Origin of the sequence: Levilactobacillus namurensis DSM 19117 (genome assembly GCF_001434785.1) — a bacterium.
In the GTDB taxonomy this organism is placed as follows: Bacteria; Bacillota; Bacilli; order Lactobacillales; family Lactobacillaceae; genus Levilactobacillus; species Levilactobacillus namurensis.
Window position 1 is genome coordinate 89,160 of sequence record NZ_AZDT01000016.1, and the last position, 11,129, is coordinate 100,288.

Annotated in this window: 22 protein-coding genes; all 22 read right to left on the bottom strand. The window is 47.0% G+C overall.

All coding sequences use genetic code 11. The annotated features are described in order from the left end of the window. Window positions 1-11 precede the first annotated feature (11 nt). On the bottom strand, window positions 12-1,322 hold the full coding sequence (gene secY, locus FD30_RS03545; RefSeq protein ID WP_024746886.1) for a preprotein translocase subunit SecY: 1,311 nt from the start codon (window positions 1,320-1,322) through the stop codon (window positions 12-14). Continuing rightward, window positions 1,322-1,756 (bottom strand): 50S ribosomal protein L15, encoded by a 435-nt coding sequence (gene rplO, locus FD30_RS03550; protein ID WP_024746885.1) that lies wholly within the window; start codon window positions 1,754-1,756, stop codon window positions 1,322-1,324. Before rplO ends, secY begins: the two co-directional genes overlap by 1 nt. A gap of 35 nt (window positions 1,757-1,791) precedes the next feature. Then, the gene (rpmD, locus tag FD30_RS03555) at window positions 1,792-1,974 is read right to left on the bottom strand and encodes a 50S ribosomal protein L30 (RefSeq protein ID WP_024746884.1); all 183 of its coding nucleotides are present in this window, start codon (window positions 1,972-1,974) and stop codon (window positions 1,792-1,794) included. Window positions 1,975-1,988: 14 nt separating this feature from the next. Beyond that, window positions 1,989-2,492 carry a 30S ribosomal protein S5 gene (rpsE, locus tag FD30_RS03560; RefSeq protein ID WP_056943907.1) on the bottom strand — a complete coding sequence of 168 codons (504 nt, stop codon included), beginning with the start codon at window positions 2,490-2,492 and terminating at the stop codon, window positions 1,989-1,991. 22 nt (window positions 2,493-2,514) lie between these two features. Beyond that, window positions 2,515-2,880, bottom strand: coding sequence for a 50S ribosomal protein L18 (gene rplR / locus FD30_RS03565; RefSeq protein ID WP_056943913.1), 366 nt, complete (start codon window positions 2,878-2,880; stop codon window positions 2,515-2,517). A gap of 37 nt (window positions 2,881-2,917) precedes the next feature. After that, complete coding sequence (gene rplF / locus FD30_RS03570; RefSeq protein ID WP_024746881.1) at window positions 2,918-3,454, bottom strand: 50S ribosomal protein L6; 537 nt, start codon at window positions 3,452-3,454, stop codon at window positions 2,918-2,920. Window positions 3,455-3,483: 29 nt separating this feature from the next. After that, window positions 3,484-3,882: a 30S ribosomal protein S8 gene (rpsH, locus tag FD30_RS03575; protein WP_024746880.1), complete on the bottom strand. Its 399-nt coding sequence runs from the start codon at window positions 3,880-3,882 to the stop codon at window positions 3,484-3,486. A 33-nt stretch (window positions 3,883-3,915) separates the two neighbouring features. After that, window positions 3,916-4,101 carry a type Z 30S ribosomal protein S14 gene (locus tag FD30_RS11405; RefSeq protein ID WP_011668486.1) on the bottom strand — a complete coding sequence of 62 codons (186 nt, stop codon included), beginning with the start codon at window positions 4,099-4,101 and terminating at the stop codon, window positions 3,916-3,918. A gap of 17 nt (window positions 4,102-4,118) precedes the next feature. Further along, window positions 4,119-4,661 (bottom strand): 50S ribosomal protein L5, encoded by a 543-nt coding sequence (rplE, locus tag FD30_RS03580; protein ID WP_024746879.1) that lies wholly within the window; start codon window positions 4,659-4,661, stop codon window positions 4,119-4,121. A gap of 25 nt (window positions 4,662-4,686) precedes the next feature. Next, window positions 4,687-4,998, bottom strand: coding sequence for a 50S ribosomal protein L24 (gene rplX, locus FD30_RS03585; protein WP_024746878.1), 312 nt, complete (start codon window positions 4,996-4,998; stop codon window positions 4,687-4,689). Between the two features lie 36 nt (window positions 4,999-5,034). Then, window positions 5,035-5,403 (bottom strand): 50S ribosomal protein L14, encoded by a 369-nt coding sequence (gene rplN / locus FD30_RS03590; protein ID WP_024746877.1) that lies wholly within the window; start codon window positions 5,401-5,403, stop codon window positions 5,035-5,037. Window positions 5,404-5,453: 50 nt separating this feature from the next. Further along, window positions 5,454-5,720: a 30S ribosomal protein S17 gene (gene rpsQ / locus FD30_RS03595; protein ID WP_024746876.1), complete on the bottom strand. Its 267-nt coding sequence runs from the start codon at window positions 5,718-5,720 to the stop codon at window positions 5,454-5,456. Between the two features lie 28 nt (window positions 5,721-5,748). Continuing rightward, window positions 5,749-5,943, bottom strand: a complete 195-nt coding sequence (rpmC, locus tag FD30_RS03600; protein ID WP_024746875.1) for a 50S ribosomal protein L29 — start codon at window positions 5,941-5,943, stop codon at window positions 5,749-5,751. Then, window positions 5,933-6,367 (bottom strand): 50S ribosomal protein L16, encoded by a 435-nt coding sequence (rplP, locus tag FD30_RS03605; protein WP_024746874.1) that lies wholly within the window; start codon window positions 6,365-6,367, stop codon window positions 5,933-5,935. The genes rpmC and rplP overlap by 11 nt, the downstream gene beginning before the upstream one ends. Before the next feature lie 2 nt (window positions 6,368-6,369). Continuing rightward, window positions 6,370-7,026: a 30S ribosomal protein S3 gene (gene rpsC / locus FD30_RS03610; protein ID WP_024746873.1), complete on the bottom strand. Its 657-nt coding sequence runs from the start codon at window positions 7,024-7,026 to the stop codon at window positions 6,370-6,372. A gap of 3 nt (window positions 7,027-7,029) precedes the next feature. Further along, a complete protein-coding gene (gene rplV / locus FD30_RS03615) occupies window positions 7,030-7,386 on the bottom strand; it encodes a 50S ribosomal protein L22 (protein WP_024746872.1) in 357 nt (118 codons plus the stop codon). Between the two features lie 13 nt (window positions 7,387-7,399). Continuing rightward, complete coding sequence (gene rpsS, locus FD30_RS03620) at window positions 7,400-7,675, bottom strand: 30S ribosomal protein S19 (protein ID WP_024746871.1); 276 nt, start codon at window positions 7,673-7,675, stop codon at window positions 7,400-7,402. 79 nt (window positions 7,676-7,754) lie between these two features. Next, window positions 7,755-8,603 (bottom strand): 50S ribosomal protein L2, encoded by an 849-nt coding sequence (rplB, locus tag FD30_RS03625; protein WP_056943908.1) that lies wholly within the window; start codon window positions 8,601-8,603, stop codon window positions 7,755-7,757. Window positions 8,604-8,632: 29 nt separating this feature from the next. After that, window positions 8,633-8,920, bottom strand: a complete 288-nt coding sequence (gene rplW / locus FD30_RS03630; protein ID WP_024746869.1) for a 50S ribosomal protein L23 — start codon at window positions 8,918-8,920, stop codon at window positions 8,633-8,635. Further along, window positions 8,920-9,543 (bottom strand): 50S ribosomal protein L4, encoded by a 624-nt coding sequence (gene rplD / locus FD30_RS03635; RefSeq protein WP_024746868.1) that lies wholly within the window; start codon window positions 9,541-9,543, stop codon window positions 8,920-8,922. Before rplD ends, rplW begins: the two co-directional genes overlap by 1 nt. A 21-nt stretch (window positions 9,544-9,564) precedes the next feature. Further along, on the bottom strand, window positions 9,565-10,215 hold the full coding sequence (rplC, locus tag FD30_RS03640; RefSeq protein ID WP_024746867.1) for a 50S ribosomal protein L3: 651 nt from the start codon (window positions 10,213-10,215) through the stop codon (window positions 9,565-9,567). A gap of 43 nt (window positions 10,216-10,258) precedes the next feature. Then, window positions 10,259-10,567 (bottom strand): 30S ribosomal protein S10, encoded by a 309-nt coding sequence (gene rpsJ / locus FD30_RS03645; RefSeq protein ID WP_003638059.1) that lies wholly within the window; start codon window positions 10,565-10,567, stop codon window positions 10,259-10,261. Window positions 10,568-11,129: the final 562 nt, after the last annotated feature.

The window sequence follows — 11,129 nt, forward strand, 5'->3', positions numbered from 1 at the left end:
CTGGAAACTCATTAAGCTGGTTCTGGATCTTGGATAAAGCCAACGTATTCGCGCTTCATCATTAATCCGTCAATTTGACGCATCGTTTCGATGGCCACACCAACCACGATTAAGAGGCTAGTTCCCCCTAACCCGATGGACTCATCTAAGTCCCACAGGTTTTGGGCTAACAACGGAATCAAGGATACGAATCCTAAGAACAGTGACCCGACCGTTGAGAGTCGCATCAATAATCTGGAAACGTATGACTGTGTTTCGTGACCAGGCCAGACACCAGGAATGTAACTGCCCTGCTTTTGCAGGTTCTCAGATAACTTTTCTGGGTTAACTTGGACGAACGCATAGAAGAACGTGAACACAATGATCAGAACGGTGTACAAAATGGCTCCGTCGACCGTTTGCATATTGAAAATATCCGATAAGGTACGGTACCACGTATCTTGCGAATGCGCGTTTTGGAACGCCATCAAAATAGTTTGTGGCGTCGCAATAAACGAACTTGCGAAGATAACAGGAATAACCCCGGCAACGTTGACCTTTAATGGTAAGTAGCTGCTATCTGGCGAACCAGATACCCGCCGCGTGTATTGAATCGGCACCCGCCGTTCGGCTTGTTGAACCCACGTTACGAACGTAACGATGACTAAAACAATCACGATCAACGCAATGATGAACAAGACACTTTGCCATAAAGTTCCCTTATCCGCATCGACAAAGTAAGTTTGGTAAAGTTGGTAAACCGACTTCGGGGTCCGGGCAACAATTCCGGCGAAGATAATCATCGAAATACCATTACCTAATCCGCGGTCGGTAATCATATCACCCATCCAAGTGGTCAACATAGTCCCACCGGTCAGGATTAACCCAATCGCTAAGTATGTCTGCACACTCGGGTTCTCAACCAACTTCAGTGAACTTAAGGCACTGAAACCAGCCGTGATCCCGATAGACTGGACGAAAGCCAAAACAATCGCGAGATAACGCGTTGCTTGGTTTAACTTCCGCCGACCAACGTCCCCTTGCTTACTCCATTCCACGAAACGTGGAACGATGTCCATTTGTAACAATTGAATAACGATTTGTGCAGTGATGTAAGGCGACACCCCCATCGCAAAGATGGAGTAGTTGGTCAACCCACCACCACTAAAGGTATCTAAAATACTAACCAATCCAGAAGACGCAACGCTTTGAAGAGCCTTCGCGTTAATGCCAGGTACCGTAATGTACGTTCCAAGCCGGAAGACGATCAAAACCATTAGAGTAAAGAGAATCTTATTACGAATGTCTTTAATCTTAAAGGCGTTTTTCAAGCTTGATAGCATTAAATCACCTCAGTCTTACCACCAGCAGCTTCGATAGCTTGGCTAGCGGACTTGGAGAACTTAGCGGCCTTGACCGTCAACTTCTTCTTCAGTTCGCCATTACCCAAGATCTTGATGCCAGCCTTTTCGTTTTTCACGATTCCGGCTTCAACCAATGCAGCTGGGTTAACCTCAGCACCATCATCGAAGACGTTCAAAGCGTCCAAGTTTACGACAGCAAATTCCTTACGGTTAATGTTGGTAAACCCACGCTTTGGAATCCGACGGTACAATGGCATTTGGCCACCTTCAAAGCCCAAACGGGTCTTGCTACGAGCCTTTTGACCCTTTTGGCCACGACCAGAGGTCTTACCGTTACCAGATGAGTCACCACGACCAACCCGGTTACGGACCTTACGTGAGCCTTCAGCAGGTTTCAATTCATTCAACTTCATGCTATTGCGCACCTCCTTATTTAATGATATGAGTACTACTTAACTTCTTCAACCTTAATCAAGTGGGCGATTTGGAAAAGCGCACCACGAGTAGCTTCGTTGTCGGGTTGTAAAACAGAGCTGTTAACTCGCTTTAAGCCCATTGCTTCAACGATTTTACGCTGTTTAGGGAGACGGTGAGCAGCACTATGAATTAAAGTAACTTTCAATTGAGCCATCTTAGAACTCCTCCTTATTCAGCTAAGTGTTGAAGTGATACGCCACGGAGGGCAGCAACTTCTTCAGCACGCTTCAAACGTTCAAGACCTTCGAAAGTAGCCCGAACAGCGTTAACAGGCGTGTTGGAACCTAAACGCTTTGAAGTAACATCGGCAACACCGGCTAATTCCATGACGGAACGTACGGCACCACCAGCGGCAACTCCAGAACCTTCAGCAGCAGGCTTCAACAAGATCTTCCCACCACCGTAGTTACCAATAATTTCGTGAGGAATGGTCGTTCCCACGATTGGAACTTCGATCAGGTTCTTCTGAGCGGCTTCAACAGCCTTACGGATAGCTTCTGGAACTTCTTGTGCTTTACCAGTACCGAAGCCAACGTGACCGTTCTTATCGCCGACAATGACAAGAGCAGCAAATCGCAGACGACGACCACCTTTAACAACCTTCGTAATCCGGTTGATAGCAACGACGTTGTCTTCTAGTTCCAACTTGTCGGGATCAATAAACTTTGCCATGTGTGGTTATTCCTCCTTACTATTAAAATTTGAGCCCGTTTTCACGAGCAGCTTCCGCTAGCGCTTGAACACGGCCATGGTACAAGTACCCGCCACGGTCAAACACAACATTTTCAATCTTCTTTTCAACGGCACGCTTGGCAATTAAAGCACCGACAGCCGCAGCTTGGTCGGTCTTGTTGTCGCCATTAACACCATCGTCTAACGTAGAGGCACTAACAAGCGTTACACCCGCTACGTCATCAATTACTTGAGCGTAGATGTTTTTGTTAGAGCGGAATACGTTTAAGCGTGGGCGTTCTGCATTACCAGAAATTTTGTTCCGGACACGTCCATGACGCTTTTGACGCGTCTTGTTTTTATCTGGTTTCGTAATCAAAATAGTCACCTCTTTGAAAAATTTCAGCAATTAAGCTGCTTTAAGTTTACTTACCGGTCTTACCTTCACGAATCCGAACATATTCGTTTTCGTAACGGATACCCTTACCCTTGTAAGGTTCTGGGGAACGAACGGCACGAACTTCGGCAGCAAAGTCGCCGACTTCTTGCTTGCTGATACCAGCAATGTTGATCGTGGTGTTATCTGGGACCTTAACATCCAGGTCTTCAGGAACATCCATGTGCACTGGGTTGGAGTAACCAACGCTCAAAATCAGGTCGTTACCTTTCAATTGAACACGGTACCCAACACCGACGAGCTTCAAGGTCTTCGCAAAACCGTTGACAACCCCTTCAACCATGTTGTTAAGGTTGGCACGTTGCGTACCATGTAAGGCCCGCATCTTGTTGTTATCGTTAGGACGGTCGAAATCAACCGCACCGTCACTAATCTTCATTGAGATTTCGGATGCAAAAGTACGCGTTAAGGAACCCTTAGGACCCTTGACCGTAACTTGGTCCCCGTCGCGCTTAACTTCAACGCCGGCAGGAACAACAACCGTTTTATAACCAATACGACTCACAGTAAGGCACCTCCTGTCTTTTTAAAGTTTTACCAAACGTAGGCGAGAACTTCGCCACCGATTTTCTTGGCCCGCGCTTCTTTATCAGTAATAACCCCTTCAGAGGTGGAGATAATGGCGATACCTAAACCGTTCAATACCTTTGGTACAGCGTCGGCCTTAACGTATGAACGTAAGCCGGGCTTTGAAATACGCTTCAAACCACTGATGACACGTTGGTTATCCTTACCGTACTTTAAGAATACGCGGATAATGCCTTGCTTGTCGTCATCGATGTATTCCACGTTCCGGATGAACCCTTCGCGCTTCAGGATTTCAGCGATGTCACGTTTAATTTTTGATGCAGGTACTTCGAGTGATTCGTGACGAACCATGTTGGCGTTACGAATCCGCGTCAAGAAGTCTGCAATAGGATCAGTCATGGACATTAACGTTTTCCCTCCCTTTGTTTAAAATTCGGTTTACCAGCTAGCCTTCTTCATGCCAGGAATTTGACCCTTGTGGGCTAATTCCCGTAAGCAGATACGGCAAAGGTGGAACTTTTGATAAACAGAGTGTGGACGTCCACAACGTTCGCAACGAGTATATGCTTGAGTAGAAAACTTCGCAGGACGCTTGTTCTTAGCAATTTGTGATTTCTTAGCCAATTGTATGGACCTCCTTTTTAGTGTGCAAATGGCATGCCGAATTGAGCCAGTAATTCATGAGACTCTTCATCGGTGTTTGCCGTCGTAACGATGACAATGTCCAAACCACGGACACGGTTAACGTTATCAAAGTTGATTTCTGGGAAGATCAATTGTTCCTTAACACCCAGAGTGTAGTTACCGCGACCATCAAAGGAGCGGGAGCTAACACCATGGAAGTCACGAACACGTGGCAATGACACGTTGATCAATTTATCCAGGAATTCGTACATCCGGTCGCCACGCAGGGTAACCTTGGCCCCAATGGACATACCTTCACGAAGACGGAAGGTCGCGATTGACTTCTTGGCCTTAGTAACCAATGGCTTTTGACCAGAAATCAAACCGAGTTCTTCAACGGCTTCGTCCAGATTCTTAGCGTTGGAGACCGCGTCACCAACACCCATGTTCAAGACGATCTTGTCGATCTTAGGAGTCTGCATAATTGAACTGTAACTGAACTTATCCATCATAGATGGCGTAATTTCATTAACGTACTTTTCTTTTAAACGAGCTGACATGAAATGTTATTCCTCCTTTCGCGGATTATTTGTCGATGGTTTCGCCGGACTTTTTCGCGAACCGGACTTTGTGACCATCTTCGATACGAACGCCAAGCCGGGTTGGTTCGTTGTTCGAAGGATCGATAAGCATAACGTTGGATGCGTGAATTGGTGCTTCAACATCAAGGATGCCACCTTGAGGGTTCGATTGAGAAGCCTTTTGGTGTTTCTTGATCATGTTGACGCCTTTGACAATCACACGGTTCTTGGCTGCAAAGACCTTGGAAATCGTACCTTCCTTGCCTTTGTCCTTGCCAGCGATCACGCGGACCTTGTCACCAGTTTTAATAAGCATTCCTGTGGGCACCTCCTTGTTAAAAACGATTCTTGATTACAGTACTTCGGGTGCTAATGAGATGATCTTCATGTAGTTGTTGTCCCGTAATTCACGAGCAACTGGTCCAAAGATCCGAGTCCCTTGAGGGCTCTTGTCGTCTTTAATCAGCACAGCGGCATTTTCATCAAAACTGATGTAGGAACCGTCATTCCGACGGACCCGTGACTTCGTACGAACGATAACCGCCTTTACGACATCACCTTTTTTGACAACGCCACCTGGTGTTGCTTGTTTGACAGTAGCAACGATAATATCACCAATTCCGGCGTAGCGACGCTTTGAGCCACCCAGAACTTTGATGGTCAGAATTTCCCGGGCGCCGGAGTTATCGGCAACCTTTAAGCGACTTTCTTGTTGGATCACAGCTAGTGTCCTCCCTTCAGTTCTAGTTCAGAATACGATAAAAACGACACTTAAATAATGACTGCTTTTTCAACAACGTCGACTAAGCGGAACCGCTTGGTAGCAGACAATGGCCGTGTTTCCATGATTTCAACAAGATCGCCGGTGTGGGCTTCGTTGTTTTCATCATGCGCCTTGTACTTCTTGGAGTACTTGACCCGCTTGCCATACCGTGCATCCGTCTTGGTCGTGTTGACTTCGACGGTGATCGTCTTTTCCATCTTGTCAGAAACAACCCGACCGCGATATACCTTACGGTGATTACGTGCATCACTCATGTAGTAGTGACCTCCTTTTTATCGTATTCTACTTGTTCAATTCTTGCTGGCGAAGAGCGGTTTTAATCCGCGCAATGTTCTTGCGAACTTGCTTCAACCGAGCGGTGTTTTCCAACTGACCAGTGGCTAATTGGAACCGCAAGTTGAATAATTCGTCCTTGTAGCTCTTTTCTTTATCGAGCATTTCAGCAGTGGTTAATTCATTGATGTCTTTAGTCTTCATTAGATTCGCCACCTACTTCCTCTCGGGTCAAAACTTTAGTACGAACGGGAAGCTTCATGGCAGCTAAACGCAAGGCTTCACGGGCAGTCGCTTCATCAACGCCACCAACTTCGAATAAGACCTTGCCGCGCTTAACAGGTGCTACCCAACCATCAGGCGTACCTTTACCATTACCCATCCGGACCCCAACACCTTTAGCGGTGTAGGATTTATGAGGGAAAATCTTGATCCAAACTTTCCCACCACGCTTCATGTAACGCGTGATTGCAATACGTGCTGCTTCGATTTGACGGTTCGTGATCCAATGTGAATCTAATGACTGCAAACCGTAATCGCCGAAAGCAACGCTCTTACCACCCTTGGCTTCGCCACGTAGCTTACCACGGTGGACACGACGGAACTTTACTCGCTTAGGTACCAGCATGTTTATTTCCCTCCTTGTCCGTTATTTTTCTTAGCAGGGAGAACTTCACCACGGTAGATCCAGGTCTTAACACCTAAAGAACCATAAGTCGTGTGAGCTTCTACCCATGCGTAGTCGATGTCGGCCCGCAACGTGTGCAGAGGAACCGTACCGTCAGCATAGCTTTCGACACGGGACATATCAGCACCGTTCAACCGACCGGAAACTTGCGTCTTGATACCCTTGGCACCAGAACGCATCGTCCGTTGCATCGTTTGACGCATTGCCCGACGGAAAGCAACCCGGCCTTCCAATTGACGTGCAATGTTTTCGCCGACCAACTTAGCATCTAAGTCTGGCTTCTTGATTTCCACAATGTTGATGTGAACTCGCTTGCCAGTTAAGCTGTTAAGTTCTTTCCGTAAGTTTTCAACTTCGGAACCACCCTTACCAATAACCATCCCTGGCTTGGCAGTGTGGATTGAGATGTTGACGCGGTTCGCAGCCCGTTCAATCTCAACAGTTGAAACTGAAGCATCTTCAAGACGCTTTTCGATGAATTTACGGATTTGAAGGTCTTCTCGTAAGTAAGCAGCAAAATCTTTTTCAGCATACCACTTTGCTTCCCAGTCACGAATGATACCGACCCGTAATCCGGTTGGATTTACTTTTTGACCCACGCGTTATCCCTCCTCTTTTTCAGATACAACAACCGTAATGTGACTCGTACGCTTGTTGATTGGTGAAGCGGAACCCTTGGCACGAGGACGGAACCGCTTGAGGGTTGGTCCTTCGTTAACGTAAGCTTCGCTAACAACTAAATCTTGACGATCTAAGTCAAAATTGTTTTCTGCATTTGCAATTGCAGAGTTTAATACCTTAGCCACAACCGGTGAAGCACCACGCGGTGTGAACTTTAAGATAGCCAATGCTTCAGCGACGCTCTTACCGCGAATAAGGTCGATAACCAGACGGACCTTGCGTGCAGCAATCCGAACCGTCTTAGCAGTCGCTTGTGCTGATGTAACTTGTTCAGCCATTAGTTATTCCTCCTTATCGTGTCTTTTTGTCGTCGCCACCATGGCCACGGAACGTCCGCGTTGGGACAAATTCGCCAAGCTTATGGCCTACCATGTCTTCTTGGATGTAAACTGGGACATGCTTCCGTCCGTCATAAACAGCAATGGTGTAACCAATGAAGCTAGGGAAAATAGTAGACCGGCGGGACCAGGTCTTAATAACGGCCTTCTTGTCTTGATCCTTCTGTGCATCAATCTTCTTCAGCAAATGCGCATCGGCGAAAGGTCCCTTTTTTAAACTACGACCCATTTATGAAACCTCCTCTACTTGTGGCGCATCGTTTCTCACGATGATCACCAGGTCTCGAATCATCCGAACAAGCGGATGATTACATCTTAGAACCCTTACGACGACGAACGATAAATTTGTCAGTCTGGTTCTTCTTCTTACGCGTCTTCTTACCAACGGTCTTCTTACCCCATGGGGACAGAGGAGATGGTAAACCAACAGGCGCTTTACCTTCACCACCACCATGTGGGTGATCGTTAGGGTTCATAACAGAACCACGAACGTGAGGACGTTGACCAGCCCAACGAGTCCGGCCGGCTTTACCAACGTTAACCAGTTCATGTTCTTCGTTACCTACGGCACCAATCGTTGCCCGGTTAACGTTTAAGATCATCCGAACTTCACCGGAAGATAAACGAACCAAGACGTACTTGTCATCGTTTGCCTTACCTAAAAGTTGTGCGGAAGTCCCAGCGGAGCGGACCAATTGGCCACCCTTACCTGGCTTCAATTCGATGTTGTGAATCACAGTCCCAAATGGGATGTTCTTCAATGGCAACGTGTTCCCAACCTTGATATCAGCATCGGGACCAGATTGTACTTGGTCGCCAACCTTTAAGCCCTTAGGAGCAATGATGTAAGACTTAACACCATCGGCGTAAACTAATAATGCAATGTTGGCAGTCCGGTTAGGATCGTATTCGATAGCCTTAACCGTTGCTGGAACCTCATCCTTAATCCGCTTAAAGTCGATGATCCGGTATTGGCGCTTGTTACCACCGCCACGGTGACGTACGGTCATACGACCGGCGTTGTTCCGCCCTGCGGTGTGGCTTTGTGAATCAAGCAATGATTTTTCAGGAGTCGTCTTAGTGATGACGTCTTTGTAAACCAAGCTCGTCATGTTACGACGACCATTGCTTGTTGGTTTGTATTTCTTAATCGCCACGTTATTTCCCTCCTATATTTATCAGATTGTTATTCTTCGTTGAATAACTTGATTTCTTTTGAGTCGGCAGATAAGCTGACAATGGCCTTACGACGCTTCTTAGTGTAGCCTTCGTAACGTCCTTGACGCTTCTTCTTACCCTTTAAATTCATGATGTTAACTTTAACAACCTTCACGTCGAAGATTTCTTCGATAGCGTGCTTGACTTGCGTCTTGGTTGCCCGTACGTCAACGTCGAACGTGTAACGCTTGTCATCCATCGTTGCCATTGAGGCTTCGGTGATAACAGGACGTAAGATAATGTCACGTGCTTCCATTATGCGAGCACCTCCTCTACTTGAGAAAGGGCTGGTTGGGTAATCACTAACTTATCGGCATCAACGACGTCCAGGACATTCAAGCTCTTGGCTGGAATAACCTTGACGTTCGCCAAGTTCCGGGCTGCTAATGCGGCCGTAACGTTGTCGTCTTCAAGAACAACTAACGTCTTCGTCGTGACATTCAAACCAGCCAACACAGCAGCGAATTCCTTCGTCTTAGGTGCATCGAATGCTAAGCCGTCAACAACGACTAAGCCTTCGTCCAAGACCTTCTGGGAAAGCGCGGACTTGATAGCTAAGCGACCGACCTTCTTAGGAAGACGGTAACTGTAGGAACGAGGGGTAGGGCCAAAGACCACACCACCACCGACCCATTGTGGGGAACGGATGGAACCTTGACGGGCCCGACCAGTACCCTTTTGACGCCATGGCTTCTTACCACCACCACGGACAGCACTCCGGTTTTTAACGGCGTGAGTTCCTTGGCGCATGGAAGCCCGTTGCATCAAGATCGTATCGAACACAACGTTTTCGTTAGGTTCGATACCAAAGATATCGGCATTCAAAGTGACGTCGCCGTTTTGGCTACCGTCTTGTTTGTATAATGCTACGCTTGTCATTTAATTATCCTCCCTTCCGATTTATTTTTCAGATTGCTTAGGACGTGGTGGGCGAACAGCACTCTTAACAACAACGAGTGACTTGTTAGCACCAGGCACGTTACCCTTGATCAGCAGAACGTTATTGTCAACGTCGGCCTTAACGATTTGCAGGTTTTGAATGGTAACTTGCTTGTTACCCATCCGACCTGGGAGCTTCTTACCAGGGAATACCCGGTTGATGATGGCACCCAGAGAACCTGGACGACGGTGGTAACGAGAACCATGGGCCATAGGGCCACGGCTTTGACCGTCTTTATGAATGTTACCTTGGTATCCATGACCTTTAGTGACACCAGTGACATCCACGATGTCGCCTGCTGCGAAGACATCTACCTTGACTTCATCAGCCACCTTGTAATCTCCCAGCTCAACATCTCTGAATTCACGAATGAAGCGCTTAGGAGTCGTGTTTGCTTTTGCTACATGACCTTGTTCGGGCTTGTTGCTAAGTACTTCACGCTTGTCTTGGTAACCAAGTTGGATAGCTTCGTAACCGTCGTTTTCCATCGTCTTAACTTGCAACACAACGTTTGGCGTTGCTTCGACAACAGTAACGGGGATTAATTCGCCAGCATCAGTGAAGACTTGCGTCATCCCGACCTTTTTCCCTAAGATTCCTTTTGTGGTCATGAGTACACCTCCGATTTAATGTTTTATAGTTGGTACACTAGAATTATAACTTGATTTCGATGTCCACACCGCTAGGCAGGTCAAGCTTCATTAATGAGTCGACCGTCTTAGGCGTTGGGTTAACGATATCAATCAGACGCTTGTGCGTCCGCATTTCGAATTGTTCACGCGAGTCCTTGAACTTGTGTGGTGAACGTAAAACCGTGTAGATCGTCCGTTCAGTTGGCAATGGAATTGGGCCTGAAATAGTGGCACCAGTTCTCTTTGCCGTTTCAACGATCTTGTCTGCGGATTGGTCCAGGATACGATGTTCGTATGCCTTTAACCGGATCCGAATCTTTTGTTTTGCCATTGTGTTCCCTCCTTCGTCTATTTTAAAAATAAGACTAACTCCGTGTGAATTCCCGCCACGCCCTCATGGCAAAGCGGCCGGGCGTGTCGCAATCTCCCACATCATCGCTTAAACTTTTGAGCCGTCACCAGAAGTGCAAAAAACACCCCTGAAAATCAGCACTTAACTATCATACTAAATAAAACGCCGTATGACAAGGGTTTTCGCTGAATTTCCTAAAACTTCTTAGCCAGTGCCCGGTTCATTCCCGCGCACCGAATAAAAATTCTTATTACAAACTCGCGTATTAGAATACCGCGGAATGGGCACCCCTGTCAATTATTTTGATACTTTATTTTAGTAAGTAACTAACTGCCCCCCACTACTCCCCCTCAACCGCCGACTAAACCAGCTCCACGCGGAAGTCTTTGCATATATAATAGTAGAACTCGTCCTAATCTAGAACCCCCAAATGAGGCTTATCCCTTGATACCAGTAGCTTGGCCCCCGCGCCTTATGCCACAAAAAAAGGCTCTTTGTCAACTGGTGTTGATGAGGACTAATGTGAGAATCCAATTCATTT